Raw genomic sequence first — 20,917 nt, forward strand, 5'->3', positions numbered from 1 at the left:
CCAATGTGATCGGAGCAGATCATGAATAATAAAAACAACGAAAACAGTATTCGCAACATAGAAACCAACGGCGTCGAACAGATCCCGGACCACGAACGTACCGCCGGGCCGAAGGATTTGTTTCGCCTGATTTTCGGCGGTGCCAACACCTTCGCCACCGCCGTGCTGGGGAGCTTTCCGGTGCTGTTTGGCTTGTCGTTCCAGGCCGGCGTCTGGGCGATTGTACTGGGCGTGCTGGTGGGTGCGGTGATCCTCGCCCCCATGGGTCTGTTCGGTCCGATCAATGGCACCAACAACGCCGTGTCTTCCGGTGCGCACTTTGGTGTGCACGGGCGGATTGTCGGCTCGTTCCTGTCGCTGCTGACCGCTATTGCGTTCTTCTCACTGTCGGTGTGGAGTTCAGGCGATGCGCTGGTGGGCGGTGCGAAACGTCTGGTGGGCTTGCCGGAAACCGACCTGACCCTGGGCCTGGCCTACGGCGTGTTCGCCATTCTGGTACTGACGGTGTGCATCTACGGCTTTCGCTTCATGCTGTGGGTCAACCGCATCGCAGTGTGGGCGGCGAGCCTGCTGTTCCTGCTGGGGATCTTCGCCTTCGCGCCGGCCTTCGACAGCCACTTCGCCGGCACCGTTGCCCTCGGCCAGACCGGCTTCTGGGCGGCGTTTATCGGTGCAGCACTGGTGGCCATGAGCAACCCGATTTCCTTCGGCGCGTTCCTCGGTGACTGGTCGCGCTACATCCCGCGGGAAACCTCGAAGATGCGGATCATGCTGGCGGTGGTGTTCGCGCAGATCGCCACCTTGATCCCGTTCCTGTTCGGCCTGGCCACCGCGACCATCGTGGCAATCAAGGCACCGGACTACATCGCATCCAACAACTATGTCGGCGGCCTGTTGGCGGTGGCACCGAGCTGGTTCTTCCTGCCAGTGTGCCTGATCGCGGTGATCGGCGGCATGTCCACCGGCACCACCTCGCTGTATGGCACCGGCCTGGACATGTCCAGCGTATTCCCGCGCCTGCTGTCCCGGGTCAAGGCGACGCTGCTGATCGGGGTGATGTCGATTGCCTTCATCTTTATCGGACGTTTCGCCGCCAACCTGGTGCAGAGCGTGTCGACCTTCGCCGTGCTGATCATCACCTGCACCACGCCGTGGATGGTGATGATGATCATCGGCCTGATCGTGCGCCGGGGTTACTACTGCCCGGATGACCTGCAAGTGTTCACTCGCGGCGAAACCGGCGGGCGCTACTGGTTCAGCCATGGCTGGAACTGGCGCGGCCTGGGGGCCTGGATCCCGAGTGCGCTGGTGGGCCTGTGCTTCGTCAACCTGCCGGGGCAGTTTGTCGGGCCGCTGGGCAACCTCGCCGACGGCATCGACATCAGCTTGCCGGTGACCCTGGGCCTGGCCTCGCTGGTGTACCTGACACTGCTTCGCGTGTTCCCTGAACCGGCTGCCGTCTACGGGCCGACTGTGGCGAGGGAGCCTGCTCCCGTTCGACTGCGCAGCAGTCGCGAGGCCGCCTGATGAATTGCATGGAATGGATTGGGGCTGCTGCGCAGCCCAGCGGGAGCAAGCTCCCTCGCCACACAGCCCCCTTTAGCCCCACATAAAAAAGATAATCGGAGACTCGCCGTCATGGCCTTAGATCTATTCGTCGTCCTCATCTACGCCGCCGGCATGCTGGTGCTCGGCTACTACGGCATGCGCCGCGCCAAGACCCATGAAGACTACCTGGTGGCCGGCCGCAACCTCGGCCCGACGCTGTACATGGGCACCATGGCTGCCACGGTGCTGGGCGGTGCGTCCACCGTCGGCACCGTGCGCCTGGGCTATGTACATGGTATTTCCGGTTTCTGGCTGTGCGCCGCGCTGGGCGCGGGGATCATTGCGCTGAACCTGTTCCTGGCCAAGCCGCTCCTGAAGCTGAAAATCTTCACCGTGACCCAGGTCCTGGAAAAACGCTACAACCCCATGGCCCGCCAGGCCAGTGCGGTGATCATGCTGGCCTACGCGCTGATGATCGGCGTGACCTCGATCCTGGCCATCGGCACCGTGCTGCAAGTGTTGTTTGACCTGCCGTTCTGGATGTCGGTATTGGTAGGCGGTGGCGTGGTGGTGGTGTACTCGACCATTGGCGGCATGTGGTCGCTGACCCTGACCGACATCGTGCAGTTCGTGATCAAGACGGTCGGCCTGATGTTTATCCTGCTGCCAATCTGCCTGTACCGCGTCGGCGGCTGGGATGAATTGGTGGCCAAGCTGCCCGCGTCGAATTTCAGCTTCACTGAAATCGGCTGGGACACCATCATCACCTACTTCATGATCTACTTCTTCGGCATCCTGATCGGCCAGGACATCTGGCAACGGGTGTTCACCGCCCGTGACGAAAAGGTCGCCCAGTACGCAGGCACCTTCGCCGGTTTCTACTGCATTCTCTACGGCCTGGCCTGTGCGCTGATCGGCATGGCCGCCCACGTACTGATCCCGGACCTGGACAACGTCAACAATGCGTTCGCCGCCATCGTCAAAGTCTCGCTGCCCGACGGTATCCGCGGCCTGGTGATCGCCGCTGCACTGGCCGCGATGATGTCCACCGCCAGCGCCGGCTTGCTCGCCGCTTCCACCGTATTGACCGAAGACCTGCTGCCGCGCCTGCGTGGTGGCAAGCAGTCAAGCTTGAAGATCAACCGTCTGTTTACCTTGCTGACCGGTATCGCTGTGTTGGGTATCGCGCTGGTGGTGAGTGATGTGATCAGCGCACTGACCCTGGCGTACAACCTGTTGGTGGGCGGCATGTTGATCCCGCTGATCGGGGCGATTTTCTGGAAGCGTGCGACGACTTCCGGGGCGATCACCTCCATGACCCTGGGTTTTGTGACCGCGTTGGTGTTCATGATCAAGGATGGTTTGGACGCCAATACACCGATCTACTACAGCCTGGGCGTGGGCCTGGTGAGTTTTGTGCTGGTGAGTTTGCTGTCCCGTCGTCCGGAGGCTGTTGCGGCTCGGGCGATCTGAAAAAACAGTTGAAAGAAGCTTTCTTCAGCGGGTGCGACGTCGGATGTCGCACCCGTTTTTTTTATTCCCACATTGCCGAAACCGCCGGCGCTCTGGCCTGGATGACTTCCTGGACCAAAGACGCCCATACCAATCCCTGCGTGGTGCCCCCGGCATAAGTTGCCCCCGCGACAATGCGGTTGTAGGCGGACCAATGCACGATTGAAAGTCCATCTGCGGTGCCGGGCCTGGCACATTCGATTTGTTGCAAGTCGCCACGTTCGATTGCGCGGCTGCAGGACTTTGGAAAGTGTCGAGAAACGGCAGCCAGGCACGCCGCCCGTATCTGCTCCTTGTACTGCGGCGTCGAATCGGGTGGCACCTGCCCGGCGGAGACAAGGATGCAGTTCCCGTCCAGGCGGCAATTCATGACGCCGATTGGCAGGTCGTACTGCAGCTTGAGTCCGCGCATGTCGACACCTTCATCATCAACGGCGCGCAGCTTGAAAAACCAGCCAATGATCGGGATGACCTCTGGCTCGTCCACCCCCATGGCCGTGACGACAAAGTGCTCTCTACTCAGATCGGCAATTTGGACCGGACTCAGGTGCCGTGGCAGGAACTCAACCCCTGAGCGCTGCAAAAGCGTCACCATCTCATCCATTAAATGGATAAATTCCAGATCGTAGCCCGACACCTCAATCGCCCGCCCGACCTCGGGAACTCCATACATTGCCTGGAATTGCAGCTGACTGATCTCTGCAAGCTCTCGCCCCGGCTTGCCACTCGGCCAAGGCCTGTTTTCAATATCCCGTTGCTCGCGGATCGCGGCCTCCGTGCCACTGGAGTCGTCCACATAGGCTCGTACAATTCGCGATCGTGCAAATCGTGCCAGCGATGGGTTGTCGGCCAGGAATTTTTCAAACAGCTCGATGCCTGCGCGATTGCACTCAATGGCCAGGTACTGATTTGCGGGAGTCAGGTAATCGTTAGGCAGCGGTTTTGCAGTCGTCTCCGTTGCTGACAGATGACGCATGTTCACCTGCTTGTGACTGGCACCATCGCGCTGCTGATTTCCTCCGTAAACCGTGACCTGATAATTTGCCAGGCGGAACATCACGGCTTGGAGCAGCCCGTTGATACCTCTGCCGATGATCGACACACGCGGCGCACCGGCATCGGCTTGCCGAGAGGGGATCGCCAATGAGTGTGCGAGTTTGCGCCGGACAAGGCCTCGCAAGGCCATCAAGCTCAGTTGCACCGAGACCGCATAGTCGAGGTCGCAATGGCAGGCTTCGGTGGTGGCCGCCTGTGTGGTCAGCGTCGCCGGCTTGTACCACGTGGAGACACTGCAGCCGAGCGCTTGTGTGCGCACCCGAAACGCATCCAGTGTCCTGGGGCCGTAGTCCAATATGAGCTGGATGTCTTCGGAGATTGCCAGGGCCTGCAACGCATCGTCGCTAAAGACATCCGGCTTGGCGACACAGACAAGGCGAGCCTTTCTGTGCAGGCACTGAATGAGGGTCCGATCAATGCGATAAATGGATTCATCATTCAGGGATAAGCATAGGGCGACTGCATTGGCCCCCTCGAGCGCCTCAAGCCAGTCGTCAACCAATGAAACCCTGCAATCGGAAGAGGCTTTCCCGAAACTGTCCGGCACTCGATCGCGTCGACCCAACACCTTAATCCGAACATCCGGATCTCGAGCAAGCAACAACTTAACAAGCTCTTTCCCTACATTGCCGTATCCCAGTACACAGATGTCATGGGGCAAGGAGCCATCGGCCAGCGTCAGCCAGTGCGCAATATAGGCAGCAACATGCGGCGAATTGACCCCTGGCGTGTTAATCACTCGAACATTGTTGCGCTCGCACAGATCCAATCGGATCTTATCCAGGCTTGTACCTCTGCGGACCAAATAGAGTTCGCCAAATGGGTGGGATATACGCCATTGGTTGATGACGTCGGCATCAATAACCTGGTCTGCGACAATGATCGTTGATGGGCGCAGCAGTGCAATCTGTATAAGCAGAGCCTGCTTGGTTAACGTCGGCGGGAAAAACACCACGTTGCCGGGTGCATCAGCTTTCCAGCCACGCGATGCAGGGGCGATATGCAAGATGTTTTCGGTGGTGGCAATAAGTGACGCGGCGACTGGCGGAACGGAAGAGAACATCATGGTTTTGTCTCCAACAGTTCTGACTGGCTCATACTCCGGAGAGCGCAACTCAATGAAGTTGGGGGCTTGTAAGAACTGCAAACGATACAAATCTTTTCGTGATGAAACTCAACCTACGCCTATCCTAATAATCAAATAAGCCGGTCGACTCTGACAAACAGGTAGTCCAATTCCGATACTTAATGGCAAAACTCGACTGACGCGCACACGTCCGGACTACCAATCGGTATTACCGTGGCATTGTTAAATTAAATATTTGAAGGATTATTCCGAAAGCAGGTGTCTTGAGAAAATCACCAAACCCCGGAAATGAAAACGTCCGGCCAAAGCCAGACGAAGAATTGAAGTACACAGCAACGGGTCATGATCAATCATGACTCCAATACATAGGCAAACCTCCTGGCCGCGCCCAAACAAACATGCTTGAGCGCTTTCCAGGACTTACCTGCGACGCGGGCGACGCTGCTCGTCATCGGTGCGGATTGGCACCGGTTGCAGCGGTGGCTCGATCAAGCCGAGTGCGACGCCGAGGTCGTGCAGCCAGTTTTGCAGTTTCTCTTTCATGGTGCCCCCTTGGGGTAATGCCGAGCGGCTGGAATTCTGTGGCCGCTTCCTACAGATAGTAGTCTTAAGTCTTACGTATTGCTTGAACGAAACCACAACGAACTATTACTGAATTGATCAAAATCCTGACGGATCGTTCAAGCAATCGCTCGGGTTTCGGTTTCCGGTAGCACCTTGCCCGCCTTCTGCAGGTCAATCCACGCGTTGAGGTTAGCGCCGAGCATGCCCTTGCGCCACATCAACCAGGTGGTGGCGCTGGCAAAAGGCTCGGCCAGCGGATGAATGGACACGCTGTCCTTGCCCGGCAGGCTGTCGAGCATCGATTCCGACATCAACGCCACGCCGGAACCGGCGATAACACAGGCCAGCATGCCCTGGTAGGACTCGATCTCGATGGCCCGGCCCATGGCCACGCGATCGTGGGAAAACCAGGCTTCCAGGCGCGCCCGATAAGAACAACTGCGTCGGAAAGTGAACACCGAACGGCCGGCAACATCCTGCGGCCCACGCACCGGCGGATGATCCGCCTCGCAGATCAGCAGCAGGCGCTCTTCGCACAGCGGCACGCCGTCGAGGGTGGCCAGGGTCAACGGCCCATCCACCAATGCGGCGTCCAGGCGCCCGGTGATCAAGCCTTCCAGCAGTTCACCGCTGGGCGCTGACTGCACCTGCAGGTTCACCATCGGATACGCCTTGTGGTAACGCGCCAGCAGCTTGGGCAAATGAATCGCCGCCGTGCTGTACATGCTGCCGAGCACAAAGTCTCCAGCCGGTTGCCCGCCTTGCACCGCGCCATGGGCTTCGTCATGCAGGGCCAGCAGGCGCGCACTGTAGTCCAGCAGCACTTTGCCTGCAGGAGAAAGCTGCAAGCGCTGGCGCTCGCGCACGAACAGTTCGACGCCCAGTTGTTCTTCCATCTGTTTAAGCCGGGTCGACAGGTTGGACGGCACCCGGTGCAAGCGCTCAGCGGCACGGGTGATGGAGCCTTCCTCGGCCACGGCCTGGAAAATCCGCAATTGACTGAACTCCATCACCATTCTCCAAAACTGAACAAGTTACTCACTATTATTCATTTTTAAAGAAAGTCAATCCGCTTTAGCCTGATGGTCACTCGCTGCTCCCAGGAAAAACCACCATGTCACCGCTGATCCGCTTACTCGCCAGCTTTATCGCCCTGATGATGGCCATGGGCATAGGTCGATTCGCGCTCACCCCGCAAATGCCGCATTTGCTCAGTGAAGGGCAGATCGACCTGACCGGCGCCGGCCTGATTGCGGCGGCCAACTACCTGGGTTATTTCGTCGGTGCGGTGGATTCGATCTTTGCCCGCAGCCATCATCATGTACGCGGGCGTTTGTACGGTGGGCTGTGGCTGTGTGTGCTGCTGACCCTGGCGTCGTACTGGGCCCACGGGTTCTGGCCGCATCTGTTGTTGCGCTTTGGTACCGGTGTAGCCAGTGCATGGGCGCTGGTGATGATTACCAGCCTGAGCCAGCCGCTGGCCATTGCGGCCGGACGCCCACGCCTGGGTGCGCTGGTATTTGCCGGGCCGGGGCTGGGAATTCTTTTGACCGGGTTGCTGGCGCTGGGCTCCAACCTGTTGGGGCAAGACTCTGCAACCTTGTGGCTGGTGTATGGGGTAGTCGCCCTGGTCATGCTGCTGGCAATCCTCCCGTTCCTGCCCAAGCCTTCCGCTGCCGACTCGCCCGTTGCCAGCCACACCGACGTGGCCAGCAACGGCAGCATCACACACCTGTGCTGGATCTACGTGTTGTATGGCCTTGGCTACATCATCCCGGCGACATTCCTGTCACAGATGGCCAGCGCGCAATTCAAGGGCGCCTGGCAAGCAGACCTGTTCTGGCCCTGCTTTGGCCTGGCTGCCGCGATTGGCGTGGTGGCGGCAAGTTTGCGCCGCAAGGACCCGGACACCACCCGTCGCTGGCTGATGACAACCCTTTGGCTGCAAGCGGCAGGCGTGTTTGCCTGCCTGCTGGGCAACGGTTGGGGGCTGGCGCTGGGGGTGTTGCTGTGCGGTGGGCCATTCCTGGCGTGCATGCAACTGGTGATGGCGCGCTTGCGTGAGGTCGCCCCCCACGGCTACCAGCGCAGCACCGGGTTGCTGACCGCCAGCTTTGCGATCGGCCAATTGAGCGGTCCGTTGCTGGCGTCGGTGAGCAGCCACCTCAGCGGTGGCCTGCAACCGGCGCTGGTGGTAGCAGGCGCCGGTTTGTTGGTGGCCGGATCGGTGCTGGTCAGCCGGCAACCATCGGCACAGGCGCACGCACCTGTTCACGCCGCGCCAGCACCAGGAAAAACAGCCCACCCAGGAAGCAGCCGGTAAACCAGGCGAAGTTGGCCATGCCCTGCAGCGCCGGGGTAAAGGTGATCGCGACGCCCACCAGCGTCGCGGGCACCAAAGCCTTGACCGCCGTCCAGTTCACGCCACCGTCAAAGTAGTAGCGCCCGCTCGGGCTGTCATCGAACAACGCATCCACGTCGATCTTCCGTTTTTTGATCAGGTAGAAATCCACCAGCAGAATCCCGAACAACGGCCCGATAAACGCGGCGAGGATATCGAGGGTGTAGTGGATCATCAGCGGGTTGTTGAACAGGTTCCATGGGGTGATGAAGATCGAGGCCACCGCCGCAATCATTCCACCGGCACGCCAGCTGATTTTGCTCGGTGCCACGTTGGCGAAGTCAAAGGCCGGCGAGACGAAGTTGGCGACGATGTTGATGCCGATAGTCGCAGTGACAAAGGCGAACGCCCCCAGCAACACAGCCATGTCATTGTCGATGCGCGAAACGGTGGCAATCGGGTCGTGGAGCATTTCGCCGAACACCGGCAAGGTGCCCGAGACGATCACCACGGTGACCAGGGAGAACGCCAGGAAATTTACCGGCAAGCCCCAGAAATTTCCGCGACGCACGTCTTTCATCGTGCGGCAGTAGCGGCTGAAATCACCGAAGTTCAAGGTCGGCCCGGAAAAGTACGACACCACCAACGCGGTTGCCACGATGATTTGGCCAAACGCCTGCCAGCCTGAGAGGGATTTTTCCGCCAGGGTGAAGCTGATATTGGCCCAGCCAGCCTTCCAGACGATCCAGCCTGCCAGGGCAAACATCACCGCATAGACCACAGGCCCCGCCCAGTCGATGAAACGACGGATGGACTCCATGCCCGCCCAGAACACCAGCGCCTGGAGCGTCCACAGGCTGAGGAAACCGAACCAGCCCAGGTACGACAGGCCGGCAAAGTGCGGTTCTGCGTATACCGCCATCTGTGGGAAAAAGCGCAGCACCACGATGATCAATGCACTGGACGCCAGGTATGTCTGGATCCCGTACCAGGCCACTGCGATCAAGCCACGAATCACCGCCGGGATATTCGCCCCGAATACCCCAAAGGCCAACCGGCAGATTACCGGGTACGGCACTGCCGCCTGCTGGCTCGGCTTGGCCACCAGGTTGGCGATCAATTGCACAATGCAAATCCCGGCGAGCAAGGCGATCAATACCTGCCAACTGGCCAGCCCCAGGGCGAACAGGCTGGCGGCGAATACGTAGCCGCCGACGCTGTGCACGTCGCTCATCCAGAAGGCGAAGATGTTGTACCAGTTCCATTTTTGCGGCAGCGGTCCCAGGTCCTGGTTGTACAGGCGCGGGCTGTAGCCTTTGGGCAATTGTTCGGTCATCGCAGGGCTCCTCGTAAATACCGGCCTGCCACCCGCGACGGGAGTGCGTACGGGAGGCGGCATGGTTTGTATACGAGTTGTTGAGCAGAATGCGTGCCAATGCAATAAAACTCGGCACAATCCCCCGTGGAGCTTGGCTCTTCAGGCGGCGTAGAGACGATTGAACGGCGGTGATTCGCTCAGGGATGGTGCAGGGCAATCCTGTACACAATCAATTGTGCACCCTGCGCGCACATTGATAGCCCACGGTGCAGCAAACGGCAGTCAGGAAGGTGCCCCAGGCGATGTCCATGAAGGCCAAACCGGCCGACCAGCCCTGCAGGGTTGCCCAATTGCTCAGGTCATAGGTGCCGTAGGCTACCAATCCCAGGAGTGCACCAAGCCGCGCGGCACGCTGCCAGCCGCCGCTCGCCAACGCAGGCAGCACGACAAGCACCACACAACCGAATACATAGAGGAGATAGAACGCCACGGCTGGGAACAGGCGCGGCTGATCAAGCATCAACGGGCCGAGCAGCGCTTTGTAGGTCGGGCCCATGAGGACACCGAGCCACAGGCCGTCAAGCATCAGAAAGGCAAGCAACGTACCGAGGTAGGCGAAAAGCGTTTTTCTAGACATTGAGGCGGCCTTCTGCAGGAGCAAGCGTGCTCCTACAGAAGAGCAAACCGCGATCAGCTTAGTTCAATGCGATCCGCGTGGATCACAATCTGACCCTGCTTGTAGAGAGCGCCGATGGCCTTCTTGAAGTTGCCTTTGCTGACACCGAACAAACTGCTGATCAGTGCCGGGTCGCTTTTATCGCTGACAGGCAAGGTGCCGTTGTTGTCGCGCAACTTGGCGAGGATCTTCGAGTTCAGGCTGGAGGCCGCTTCTTCACCCACAGGCTGCAGACTCAGGCTGATATTGCCGTCGGCGCGAATTTCCTTGATGAAGCCTTTCTCTTCCTTGCCCGGGCGCAGGAACTTGAACACTTCGTTCTTGTGGATCAGGCCCCAGTGCTTGTTGTTGATGATGGCCTTGAAGCCCATGTCGGTGGCTTCGGCCACCAGCAAGTCAACTTCCTGGCCGACCTTGTAGGTGGCCGGAGTCTTGTCCAGGTAGCGGTCAAGGCGCGCGGTGGCAGTGATGCGCTTGGTGTGTTTGTCGAGGTAGACGTGTACCACGCAATACTCACCGGCGGTCAGCTGGCGCTTTTCTTCGGAATAAGGCAGCAGCAGGTCCTTGGGCAGGCCCCAATCGAGGAATACACCGATACTGTTGACTTCAACCACTTTCAGACTGGCAAATTCACCCACCTGTACTTTTGGTTTTTCGGTGGTCGCGATAAGTTTGTCATCGCTGTCCAGATAAATGAAAACGTTGAGCCAGTCTTCATCTTCACTGGGAATATCTTTGGGGATATATCGGTTGGGCAAGAGGATTTCGCCCTCTTGATCACCATCCAGGTACAAACCAAAGTTAGTGTGTTTAACCACTTGCAAGCTGTTGTAGCGCCCGACTAAAGCCATCTCAAATACCCTCATTGCGTGGGCGGCATTCTACCCGAGTTGACGACGGCGGTCCCGCGTACCGGCGTACAGGCCTGAAAAATCATGGGTTTGCCGAGAAGCGCCCCGCTCGTCAGGTCATCGGGCTGAATCCGGCCAGTACCCACGGCCGGATTTCCTCGAGGGATTCGAGTTAAAACAGCAAGTTAGGTGAGTATTTCACTTAATAATCCAGGCGATTCATAAACCCTGCGTATATTTCAGGGGGATATTTGCCAAGCAATTGTCAAGCATTTCATGTACGATGCATGGCCAAGTTAATTTTCTACAGGTTAGTGGCCGCCATGCGCGTAAAAGCATCCAACAGCAAAGCAAAGCCAGCTCCCGCCGTTGAAACCAGCGAATCGATCAACAGCCAAATTGCTGCATTCCTCAAGCAGGGCGGCGAAATCCAGCAGATTGCCAAAGGCGTAAGCGGCCAGACTTTCGGCCCGTCCAAGCAGATCACCCTGGGTAAAAAGTAAGACTCGCGCATTACACCTGGTCCCTATGCGCTTTGCCTTTCAAGGCGCTAGGACTAGAGCCCGCACTACCCCCTGATACACCCCTTTATTACGCCAATCGACGAACGGGCCTCATCTGCGAACCATCGCCGGTATGCTTGCACACGTCTAGATCGGGCATTTGCCTGATATTTCCCGTTACTGCTCCTCGCTTTTCATGGAGTGAAGCATGCTCAAATCCTGCATATTCCTGGCCGGTGCCCTGTTGGCCAGCCCCCTCGCCGAAGCGCAGGTTTTCCAGCGTGAATTGGGTGATTTCGACCTGAAATTGGGCACGACACCCAGCCGAAGCATGGCTCAAGGCCTGGTAAAGCCCACGGCACCCGGGAGCGACTCGTTCCATGGCGGCCTGGACCTGAGCCACGGCAGCGGCCTGTACCTCGGCCAATTCTCACCGAGCATGGGCATTTCCCCGACCAGCAACCTGGAAGTCGACTCCTACCTGGGTTTCAAACGCCCCTTCGACCAGACCCTGGGTTATGAACTGGGGATGATTCACTACAGCTATCCCAAGCTGAGCCCCCTCGACAGCCAGGAGTTCTACGGCGGCCTGACCTTGCTGGGCAATCGCTTCGGCGCCTCCTTCAGCAACGACCCGGACCGGCAGGACAGCACCCTGTTCGCCGACCTCGGCGGCACCAAGCCGTTCGGCATCGGCGTCAGCATGAAATACACCACCCACCAGCTCGGCACCCCGGTCTCGGTGGCCGATGGCAGCTCGATCCGCAGCTTCAGCGACTGGTCGGTACAATTTTCCAGGCCATGGATGGGCGTCGACCTGAACCTGATCTACAGCGACTCCAGCCTCAGCGGCGGCGATTGCTCGGCCTACTCCGGACACAACTCGCAATGCGACGGGCTGTTGACCCTGAAGGCCGAGCGGGCGTTTTATTGATGGGCTGAACTGTCGCTGCCCTGACGGGTTCAGATGCAATACTCTCGTCTGCGCAAGGACTCGCTCATGCTGCGTCGGTTAAAATTTCTGGTGATGTTGCTGACCCTCAGCCTGGTGCTTGCCGGCTGCAATCGGGTGGGCCTGGCCTATCGCAATCTGGATGTGATCATCCCCTGGACCCTCAGCGACTACCTGGAAATGAACGCCGGGCAGAAGAGCTGGTTCAACGACACACTCAAGGAACACCTGGCCTGGCATTGCACCACACAATTGCCGGGCTACCTGGACTGGCTCGATCGCCTGCAACAGATGGTCGACACCAACCAGGTGACCGACGCCGCCCTGCAAACCCGTACCGCCGAAGCCAAACAAGCTATTGCCGAGAGCGCCCGGGCGATCACGCCGTCCGCCGTCGAGCTACTGCAGGGGCTGGACGATCAGCAAGTGAAGGATATGGAGCAAGCATTCGCCAAGGACCTGCGCAAGCGTCAGGACGAATACCTGAAACCGCCCCTCGAGCAGCAGATCAAGGAACGCGCCGAGCGCATGAACAAGCGCCTCGATGCGTGGCTCGGGCCGTTAAGTGCCAGCCAGCAGAATCGCGTCACCGCCTGGTCGATCGCCTTGGGTGAGCAGAACCAACAATGGATTGGCAACCGCGCCCACTGGCAAACACTATTTATCGCAGCCGTCAAAGACCGCCACAGCAGCGATTTCCCACAGAAGATCGAGCAACTGCTGGTGAACCGCGAAAGCCTGTGGACGCCGGAATATCGCCAGGCCTACGCCCAGACCGAAGCCGCCGCCCGCAGCCTGATCGTCGACCTGATAGCGGAAAGCACCGTGCAACAACGCCAGAAGCTGACACAAAAGATCGACAAGGTGCGCAGCGACTTCAAGGCACTTAAATGCCTGAAGGCTGGCACCCCATAGTCATCAGGCAATCTGTGGTTTGGAAGCCAGTTCATCAAACGTCGCCGGATCCAGCGCATCCGCCTGCTCGTCCAGCACCTGACGCGGGTGATTATCACCGGGGATACAGCTGTCGATCAGGCTCAGCAACTGTGAGCCGCGCTGGGTCAATTTGAAGTTCTCACCATTGCCGCACTCTTCCTCTGACCGCGACTCAATAAAGCCGTGCTTGAACAACAACGCCTCGTAATCCGCCGCGAGCTTTTTAAACTCATCGAGATTACCGATGGGCTCTCCGGCGGCGGCCCTTTTAGTCGCTTCTTCCTCGGCGTATTTGCGTGGGGCGAAGCTGGCGCCACCGTTCTGTACCTCATGCAACAGTCGTTCGATCAAATCCCAATCGTAAGTCGTCATCCTGATTCCTCCTGAAGGCACACGAAATAGGCCCTTCAAAGGTGTGACATGCCGGACCCGTCGTCCGTTCAGCCTAGCGGACGGACGCGATTTCGCTGAACTTTTCAGTGCTCACGGCCCTCAACCGTTCATCACCGCCATGGAGGTCCGAATCATGAAAACCCTGCTGAATATGGCCGTCGCCGCCACGCTGCTTGCCGCCCTGCCCGCCTGGGCCTGCACGCCGGAAGAAGCCACCGCCAAACGTGAGCAACTGGCCAAGAAGGTGACCGAGCTCACCCAACAGAATCCAGAGAAGGCCAAGGAGATCAACGAAGAACTGCAGAACATGAAGCTGGAAACCGCCAGCGCAGACCTGCCCGACAAGTGCCAACTGATCGACCAGCGCCTCACGGAACTCAATGAGGCGACCGACAAAACTAAAAACTGAGGCGAAAAAAAACCGGACATTGTCCGGTTTTTTTATGGCTCAAGCGTTACTCGGCAGCCGGTGCTTCCGGCTTGCGGCGCTTCAGAGGCGCCATGCCGTCCTTGCTGACCAACGACAGGTTGTCGGTCTTTGGACGGTTGGCAATCTTGCGCTTGGTCGGCGACTTGGCACCGGCCTTCTTCTTGTCGCCCTTGGCGTCGACCTTTTTCTTCTTCACGCCAACGGCCTTGCCCGATGCCTTGACCTTCTTCGGCCCGCCGTAGGTGCCTTTGACTTCCTTGATGGTGCGGCGCTCGAACGACTGCTTCAAGTAGCGCTCGATGCTCGACATCAGGTTCCAGTCGCCATGGCAGATCAGCGAGATCGCCAGGCCATCGTTGCCGGCACGCCCGGTACGACCGATACGGTGCACGTATTCGTCGCCGCTGCGGGGCATATCAAAGTTGATCACCATGTCCAGGCCGTCAACATCCAGGCCGCGGGCGGCAACGTCGGTGGCGACCAGGATCTTCACGCCGCCTTGCTTGAGGCGGTCGATGGCCAGCTTGCGGTCCTTCTGGTCTTTCTCACCGTGCAGGACGAACGCCTTGTACTCCTGAGCCACCAGGCGACCGTAGATGCGGTCGGCCATGGCCCGGGTGTTGGTGAACACGATAGCCTTCTGATAGGTCTCGTTGGCCAGCAACCAGTTGAGGATCTGCTCTTTGTGCACGTTGTGGTCAGCAGTGATGATCTGCTGACGGGTGGTCGAGTTCAGGTCGCTGACGTTGTTGACCTGCAGGTGCTCAGGGTTGTTCAGGACCTTGGCGACCATATCGCGCAGGGTCGAACCACCGGTGGTGGCCGAGAACAGCATGGTCTGCTGGCGGTTCACGCACTCTTGCACCAGGCGCTGCACGTCGTCGGCAAAACCCATGTCGAGCATGCGGTCGGCTTCGTCGAGCACCAGCACTTCAACTTCCTTGAGGTCCAGGTTGCCGGCGTTCAATTGCTCGATCATCCGGCCCGGAGTACCGATCAGGATGTCCGGCACCTTGCGCAACATGGCGGCCTGGACCTTGAAGTCTTCGCCGCCGGTGATCAGGCCGGACTTGATGAAAGTGAACTGCGAGAAGCGCTCCACTTCCTTCAAGGTCTGCTGGGCCAGTTCGCGGGTCGGCAGCAGGATCAGGGTCTTGATGCTGACACGGACTTTCGCCGGGCCGATCAGACGGTTAAGGATCGGCAGGACGAAAGCGGCGGTCTTGCCACTCCCGGTTTGAGCCGTCACCCGCAGGTCACGCCCTTCGAGCGCGAGCGGGATGGCCGCTGCTTGCACAGGCGTTGGCTCGACAAATTTAAGCTCGGCCACGGCTTTGAGCAGGCGTTCGTGCAGGGCGAATTGGGAAAACACGGGTGCTACCTCGAAGAAATACAAAAAAACAGCTGCATAGGGTAACGGTTTCGGGCGCCGAGGCCGAGTTTCTTTACGCGAACTGCGTTAATCAGGCGCTTTTTTGTCAGGGGATTTGTCCACAACCACAACTTTGACGTACTTAAATGCTCTAATCGGCCCGTCACGTCTTACAGAAGAATCGCGTTTACCCATGGATATCAAACAGCTCTGGCTCAACGTCAAAGACCTTTGGGGCACCCTCGACGAACACCCGCTGCTGCATTCCAGCCTTGCGCTGGTGGTGTTGCTGGTAGTGGCATTGCTGCTCGGACGAGTGGCCCGCTACCTCATCCTGCACGCCGTCAAGCTGCTGGGCCGGCAACCCGCGCTGCACTGGCTCAACGACCTGCGGCACAACAAAGTCTTCCACCGCCTGGCGCAGATGACGCCGTCGCTGGTGATCCAGTTCGGCCTGTACCTGGTGCCGGACCTGAGCAAGACCGCCACCCTGTTCATCGGCAATGTCGCCCTGGCGTTCACCATTCTGTTCATGGTGCTGGCGATCAGTGCACTGCTCAACGCCCTGCTGGACATCTATGCCCGCACCGAACACGCCCGCACCCGCTCGATCAAGGGCTATGTGCAGTTGGCGAAGATGGTGCTGTTCGTGTTTGGCGCAATCATCATCGTCGCCACGCTGATCGACCGCTCGCCATTGCTGCTGCTTTCCGGTCTGGGTGCAATGTCGGCGGTGATTCTGTTGGTCTACAAGGACACCCTGCTGTCGTTCGTCGCCAGTGTGCAACTGACCAGCAACGACATGCTGCGGGTCGGCGACTGGATCGAAATGCCCCAGGTCGGCGCCGACGGTGACGTGGTCGACATCACCCTGCACACCGTGAAGGTGCAGAACTTCGACAAGACCATCGTCTCGATTCCCACCTGGCGCCTGATGTCCGAGTCGTTCAAGAACTGGCGCGGCATGCAGGCCTCCGGTGGCCGGCGGATCAAGCGCAGCCTGTATATCGACGCCAGCGGCGTGCGTTTCATCCGCGACGACGAAGAGCTGAAGCTCACCCAGGTACACCTGCTGACCGACTACATGAGCCGCAAGAAGGCCGAGCTCAAGGCCTGGAACGAAGCCCAGGGCAATGTCGCGGCGATGTCCGCCAACCGCCGACGCATGACCAATATCGGCACCTTCCGCGCGTATGCCCTGGCCTATCTGAAAAGCCATCCGGAGATCCAGCCGAACATGACCTGCATGGTGCGGCAGATGCAGACCACCGCCCAGGGCATTCCGCTGGAGATCTACTGCTTCACCCGCACCACCGCGTGGGCCGACTACGAGCGGATCCAGGGCGATATCTTCGACTACCTGCTGGCGGTGCTGCCGGAATTTGGTTTGAGCCTGTACCAGCAGCCCAGCGGCGGTGACTTGCGGGCGGGGATGTTGCCGGCGGTGCTGGGGGCCAGTCACCTGCCCCCGGCGGAAAAGGCAGTGATGTAACAACAAAAAACGGCACAACCCGAGTTGTGCCGTTTTTTTTGCGTTGGACCTTACTTGACCTGACGCTGCGGCGCGCCGTGAACCATGGTGTAGGCGTAATCCACGCCCATGCCGTAAGCGCCGCTGTGCTCCTGTACCAGGCCCATCACCGCGTCGTAGGTTTCCTTGTGAGCCCAGTCACGCTGGTATTCCAACAGCACTTGCTGCCAGGTGACCGGTACCGCGCCCGCCTGAATCATCCGTTGCACCGACATGTCATGCGCTTCTTTGCTGGTGCCGCCGGAGGCGTCGGTGACGATGTACACCTCGTAGCCTTCGGCCAGGGCTTCCAGGGCCGGGAAGTTCAGGCACACCTCGGTCCACAGGGCCGCCATGATCAGCTTCTTGCGCCCGGTGGCCTTCACCGCGGCCACCAGCGCCTTGTCTTCCCAGGAGTTCATAGACGTGCGCTCAATCGGCTGCTGGTCCGGGAACACATTCAACAGCTCCGGCCAGATATAGCCGCTGAAGCTCTTGGTCTCAACCGAGGTCAGGATGGTCGGCACGTTGAAGATCTTCGCCGCCTTGGCCAGCGCCACCGTGTTGTTCTTCAGGGTCTGGCGATCGATCGACTGCACGCCAAAGGCCATCTGTGGCTGGTGGTCGATCAGGATCAGGGTGGAGTTGGTTGGGTTGAGCAATTCGCGAATAGACATGGTGACTTCCTTTTAATGGTTTCGATTCGGTAAGGGGTGCGTTCAGCGCCGCTGTGAAGCTTGGCTGGCGACTTGGAAGTAACTTTATGGGATGGATAAAATCGAGACAATTACATAAAATAGAGAATCATTGATTCTAAAAAAGGGACAATCATGGACCGTATCGAATGCATGCGGGCGTTTGTCGTCACGGTCGGCGAGAACGGCTTCGCGGCCGCCGCGCGAGCCATGGACGTACCGCGCTCAAAAGTCAGCAAACAGATTCAGGCGCTGGAAGAAGCCATAGGCGTGCAACTGCTTCAGCGCACCACCCGCAGCCTTCATTTGACGGAGGCCGGGGCCGAGTATTTTGAAGCGGCGCGTGAAGTACTGGCCGCCCTGGACGAGGCCGAACAGCGGGCCAGAGACGGCATCGGGGAGTTACGGGGAGTGTTGCGGGTCAATGCGCCGATGTCGTTCGGACTGCATCGCCTGGGAAGATTGATTCCGCTGTTCCATGAACAGCATCCGCATATCGAGCTGCAACTGGTGCTCAGCGACCAACAGGTCGATCCGGTACGCGGTGGTTTCGACGTAACCATCCGCATCGCCAGCATGCCCGACTCTACAATGATCGCCCGCCAACTGGCGCCGGCGCCACGGGTCATGGTGGCCGCGCCCGCCTACCTGGCACGCGCGGGCATACCGCAAACCCCGCAAGACCTGCGCCAGCACCAATGCCTCAATTATGGGTATCTGCAAAGCGGCGTCAGCCTGCAACTGAGCAAGGGCCAGGAAACCCAGCGGGTCAACGTCACCGGCCCTTTGCACGCCAACAACGGCGACCTCCTGGCCCAGGCGGCAGAAGCCGGGATGGGCATCGCCCTGTTGCCGGACTTTATCGTCGAAGACGCCCTGAACGCGGGGCGCCTGGTGCCGGTGCTCTGTGAATGGCAGGCGCCGGCAATCACCATCAACGCGGTTTACTCGTCCGCGCGACGCGTGCCGCAAAAGACCCGCGCATTCATTGATTTTTTGGTGACGCAATTGGCGCCGACGACCGCAGGCCCAACCGGCTGATCCACACCGCCGCCAGGATCACCGAGCCCCCCAGGAACAGCCTGCCGAGCGGCTCGTGCTGATTCCAGATCAGCAAGTTCAGCAACAACCCCACCGGTACATGCAGGTTATTCATCACCGCCAATGTGCCACCGTTGACCATGCACGCGCCCTTGTTCCACCAGTACATGCCCAGTGCCGTGCTGACCAAGCCCAGGAATACCAGCACGCCCCATTGCAACGGCGCTTCCGGCAGGAAGTTGGCCTTGCCGAACATCAGGAACGCCGGCAACGCCACCGCCAACGCACCGAGGTAGAAGTAACCAAAGCGCCGGTAGTGCGGCAGATCACTTGGATGACGCGCCACCAAGTGCTTATAAAGCACCTGCCCGGCGGCATAGGTGAAGTTGGCCAGTTGCAGCAGCAGGAAGCCCACGAAGAAGTTCGGGGTGATCTGGTCAAAGCGGATTACCGCCGCTCCCGTCACGGCTACCAATGCGGCCACCAGCGCCCACGGATTGAAGCGGCGGTTCAAGGCGTCTTCGATCAGGGTCACGTGCAACGGCGTCAGGATGGTGAACAGCAACACCTCCGGCACCGTCAGTACTCTGAAGCTTAAATACAGACACACGTAAGTCACGCCAAACTGCAGCGCGCCGATCAACAGCATGCCGCGCATGAATGCCGGTTCTACTGAGCGCCAGCGGGTCAGCGGGATAAACACCAGCCCGGCCAACAACACGCGCACCAGCACCGCGAAGTAACTGTCGACGTGACCGGCCAGGTATTCGCCGATCAGGCTGAAGGAAAACGCCTGGATCAGCGTTACAACAAGTAGATAGCCCATGCTCGCCTCATTTTGAATGGGCGCGACATTAGCGGTTTTCCAGGCTTTACGAAACTCAAGGCAAAAAAAACCCGACCTCGCTAAAAGCGTCAGTCGGGCGGGAGCACTCAGGAGCAAAAAGTGCAAAGGGAGGTTCGATACGCGTACTTGAAGGGTTGCGTGGAGCTATCTAAACAGCGGGCGATTATCTGACGATTAACATCTCACGCCACTTGGGCGAGCAGTGCCTTGGCCTGGTTCACGCCTTTTTCCTGGAAGTCACCGCCCAGGTTCACCCCTTCGGCGTGAATGAACGTGACGTCGTGGATGCCGATAAAGCCCATGACCTGACGCAGGTACGGTTCCTGGTGATCGGTGCTACCGCCGGCATGAATGCCGCCGCGGGCGGTCAGCACAAAGGCGCGCTTGTCGGTCAGCAGGCCCTGGGGGCCGGTGGCGGTGTACTTGAAGGTCACACCGGCACGCAGCACATGGTCGAGCCAGGCTTTCAGGGTGCTGGGAATCGCGAAGTTGTACATCGGCGCGGCCATCACCAACACATCGGCGGCCAGCAATTCATCGGTCAGTTCGTTGGAGCGGTCCAGGGAGGCCTGTTCAACCGTGCTGCGCTGCTCGGCAGGTTTCATCCAGCCGCCCAACAGATTGGCATCCAGGTGCGGAACCGGGTTGATGGCGAGGTCTCGTACGGTGATCTGATCAGCCGGATGGGCGACTTTCCATTGGCTGATGAATTGTTGGGTCATCTGGCGGGAGATTGAATCCTGCTGACGGGCACTGCTTTCGATGATCAGAACACGGGCCATGATTATGTAAGCTCCATCGGTGAATGCTGTAAGGCGATGGAGTGAAGGTTAGACAGGGTCCGTTCGATTAAAAAGCGTAAAAAACTGCTATAACCCATCTAGAAATTTGTTTATAAGCGGAGTATTGCTGTACGCAAGCTCCGCTTTTGCCTTATTTCGGTGCGCAGGTCAGCTGGATACGCATCTTGATGATGGCACGGCTGAAATTGACCGTGGTGTTGGTGGTTTTCCCTGCCGCGACCGTGACCTTGCGCGTACGCGGGGCTTCCGGACCATTGGTAAAGCGTACCTTGCACTCCGCGTCATTGGGGCCGTAGTTGGTGAGTTGGATCGAACTGATATTGCTGTCGACGTCTGACGCGCTGTAATCGATCTTCACGCCCTGAATGTCTTTCGTCACATCGGTACTGAATGCAAACGCACTCAACGGCAGCAACGCCAGCAGCACACAACAGAATTTTCTCATTCGGCAGTCTCCAATAAGGACCGCCAGCTTAGGACAA

Annotated in this window: 21 protein-coding genes; 9 read left to right on the top strand and 12 right to left on the bottom strand. The window is 59.0% G+C overall.

Annotated features, from left to right (window positions below; translation table 11 throughout):
- Window positions 1-21 precede the first annotated feature (21 nt).
- Window positions 22-1,527 carry a cytosine permease gene (locus HX818_RS06230; protein WP_177019656.1) on the top strand — a complete coding sequence of 502 codons (1,506 nt, stop codon included), beginning with the start codon at window positions 22-24 and terminating at the stop codon, window positions 1,525-1,527.
- Between the two features lie 111 nt (window positions 1,528-1,638).
- Window positions 1,639-3,021 (top strand): sodium:solute symporter, encoded by a 1,383-nt coding sequence (locus HX818_RS06235; protein ID WP_003210730.1) that lies wholly within the window; start codon window positions 1,639-1,641, stop codon window positions 3,019-3,021.
- 61 nt (window positions 3,022-3,082) lie between these two features.
- On the opposite strand, the gene HX818_RS06240 is transcribed toward HX818_RS06235, so the two are convergent.
- The 3 genes from HX818_RS06240 to HX818_RS06245 form a co-directional block, all read right to left on the bottom strand.
- Window positions 3,083-5,182 carry an FAD-dependent oxidoreductase gene (locus HX818_RS06240; protein ID WP_177019657.1) on the bottom strand — a complete coding sequence of 700 codons (2,100 nt, stop codon included), beginning with the start codon at window positions 5,180-5,182 and terminating at the stop codon, window positions 3,083-3,085.
- Between the two features lie 441 nt (window positions 5,183-5,623).
- Window positions 5,624-5,746, bottom strand: a complete 123-nt coding sequence (locus tag HX818_RS31160; protein WP_003210728.1) for a PA1414 family protein — start codon at window positions 5,744-5,746, stop codon at window positions 5,624-5,626.
- 137 nt (window positions 5,747-5,883) lie between these two features.
- On the bottom strand, window positions 5,884-6,777 hold the full coding sequence (locus HX818_RS06245; protein ID WP_177019658.1) for a LysR family transcriptional regulator: 894 nt from the start codon (window positions 6,775-6,777) through the stop codon (window positions 5,884-5,886).
- 104 nt (window positions 6,778-6,881) lie between these two features.
- Here HX818_RS06245 and HX818_RS06250 point away from each other — a divergent pair, with 104 nt between their 5' ends.
- The gene (locus tag HX818_RS06250) at window positions 6,882-8,090 is read left to right on the top strand and encodes an MFS transporter (protein ID WP_177019659.1); all 1,209 of its coding nucleotides are present in this window, start codon (window positions 6,882-6,884) and stop codon (window positions 8,088-8,090) included.
- Here HX818_RS06250 and HX818_RS06255 read toward each other — a convergent pair.
- The 3 genes from HX818_RS06255 to HX818_RS06265 form a co-directional block, all read right to left on the bottom strand.
- A complete protein-coding gene (locus HX818_RS06255; protein ID WP_177019660.1) occupies window positions 8,002-9,444 on the bottom strand; it encodes an NCS1 family nucleobase:cation symporter-1 in 1,443 nt (480 codons plus the stop codon). The genes HX818_RS06250 and HX818_RS06255 overlap by 89 nt on opposite strands.
- A 211-nt stretch (window positions 9,445-9,655) precedes the next feature.
- Window positions 9,656-10,063, bottom strand: coding sequence for a DUF2177 family protein (locus HX818_RS06260; protein ID WP_008438163.1), 408 nt, complete (start codon window positions 10,061-10,063; stop codon window positions 9,656-9,658).
- A gap of 53 nt (window positions 10,064-10,116) precedes the next feature.
- Window positions 10,117-10,953 carry a S1 RNA-binding domain-containing protein gene (locus HX818_RS06265; protein WP_008438162.1) on the bottom strand — a complete coding sequence of 279 codons (837 nt, stop codon included), beginning with the start codon at window positions 10,951-10,953 and terminating at the stop codon, window positions 10,117-10,119.
- 323 nt (window positions 10,954-11,276) lie between these two features.
- Between HX818_RS06265 and HX818_RS06270 the strand changes: the two genes are divergently transcribed.
- From HX818_RS06270 to HX818_RS06280, 3 genes are all read left to right on the top strand, one after another.
- Window positions 11,277-11,456 carry a hypothetical protein gene (locus tag HX818_RS06270; protein WP_003210722.1) on the top strand — a complete coding sequence of 60 codons (180 nt, stop codon included), beginning with the start codon at window positions 11,277-11,279 and terminating at the stop codon, window positions 11,454-11,456.
- A 208-nt stretch (window positions 11,457-11,664) separates the two neighbouring features.
- The gene (locus tag HX818_RS06275) at window positions 11,665-12,390 is read left to right on the top strand and encodes a TorF family putative porin (RefSeq protein WP_003210721.1); all 726 of its coding nucleotides are present in this window, start codon (window positions 11,665-11,667) and stop codon (window positions 12,388-12,390) included.
- Between the two features lie 66 nt (window positions 12,391-12,456).
- Window positions 12,457-13,323: a DUF6279 family lipoprotein gene (locus HX818_RS06280; protein WP_177019661.1), complete on the top strand. Its 867-nt coding sequence runs from the start codon at window positions 12,457-12,459 to the stop codon at window positions 13,321-13,323.
- A gap of 3 nt (window positions 13,324-13,326) precedes the next feature.
- Here HX818_RS06280 and HX818_RS06285 read toward each other — a convergent pair whose 3' ends face one another.
- Window positions 13,327-13,716: a hypothetical protein gene (locus HX818_RS06285; RefSeq protein WP_003210719.1), complete on the bottom strand. Its 390-nt coding sequence runs from the start codon at window positions 13,714-13,716 to the stop codon at window positions 13,327-13,329.
- A 154-nt stretch (window positions 13,717-13,870) separates the two neighbouring features.
- On the opposite strand from HX818_RS06285, the gene HX818_RS06290 reads away from it, so the two are divergent.
- Window positions 13,871-14,146 carry a hypothetical protein gene (locus HX818_RS06290; protein ID WP_102368338.1) on the top strand — a complete coding sequence of 92 codons (276 nt, stop codon included), beginning with the start codon at window positions 13,871-13,873 and terminating at the stop codon, window positions 14,144-14,146.
- 46 nt (window positions 14,147-14,192) lie between these two features.
- Here HX818_RS06290 and HX818_RS06295 read toward each other — a convergent pair whose 3' ends face one another.
- A complete protein-coding gene (locus HX818_RS06295) occupies window positions 14,193-15,539 on the bottom strand; it encodes a DEAD/DEAH box helicase (protein WP_063034035.1) in 1,347 nt (448 codons plus the stop codon).
- A gap of 193 nt (window positions 15,540-15,732) precedes the next feature.
- On the opposite strand from HX818_RS06295, the gene HX818_RS06300 reads away from it, so the two are divergent.
- On the top strand, window positions 15,733-17,031 hold the full coding sequence (locus HX818_RS06300; RefSeq protein ID WP_087694815.1) for a mechanosensitive ion channel family protein: 1,299 nt from the start codon (window positions 15,733-15,735) through the stop codon (window positions 17,029-17,031).
- Between the two features lie 50 nt (window positions 17,032-17,081).
- Here the strand turns inward: HX818_RS06300 and HX818_RS06305 are convergent, their stop codons facing one another.
- Window positions 17,082-17,726, bottom strand: a complete 645-nt coding sequence (locus HX818_RS06305) for a hydrolase (protein WP_177019662.1) — start codon at window positions 17,724-17,726, stop codon at window positions 17,082-17,084.
- Window positions 17,727-17,879: 153 nt separating this feature from the next.
- Here HX818_RS06305 and HX818_RS06310 point away from each other — a divergent pair, with 153 nt between their 5' ends.
- Window positions 17,880-18,785 (top strand): LysR family transcriptional regulator, encoded by a 906-nt coding sequence (locus HX818_RS06310; protein ID WP_177019663.1) that lies wholly within the window; start codon window positions 17,880-17,882, stop codon window positions 18,783-18,785.
- On the opposite strand, the gene HX818_RS06315 is transcribed toward HX818_RS06310, so the two are convergent.
- The 3 genes from HX818_RS06315 to HX818_RS06325 all read right to left on the bottom strand — a co-directional run bounded on the left by HX818_RS06315 (window position 18,730) and on the right by HX818_RS06325 (window position 20,880).
- Complete coding sequence (locus tag HX818_RS06315) at window positions 18,730-19,611, bottom strand: carboxylate/amino acid/amine transporter (protein ID WP_177019664.1); 882 nt, start codon at window positions 19,609-19,611, stop codon at window positions 18,730-18,732. The genes HX818_RS06310 and HX818_RS06315 overlap by 56 nt on opposite strands.
- Window positions 19,612-19,814: 203 nt before the next feature.
- Window positions 19,815-20,414 (bottom strand): FMN-dependent NADH-azoreductase, encoded by a 600-nt coding sequence (locus tag HX818_RS06320; RefSeq protein WP_177019665.1) that lies wholly within the window; start codon window positions 20,412-20,414, stop codon window positions 19,815-19,817.
- A 151-nt stretch (window positions 20,415-20,565) separates the two neighbouring features.
- Window positions 20,566-20,880, bottom strand: a complete 315-nt coding sequence (locus tag HX818_RS06325) for a hypothetical protein (protein WP_026078195.1) — start codon at window positions 20,878-20,880, stop codon at window positions 20,566-20,568.
- Between the last annotated feature and the right edge of the window lie 37 nt (window positions 20,881-20,917).

The sequence above is a fragment of the Pseudomonas sp. F9001 genome, assembly GCF_013385435.1.
GTDB lineage: Bacteria > Pseudomonadota > Gammaproteobacteria > Pseudomonadales > Pseudomonadaceae > Aquipseudomonas.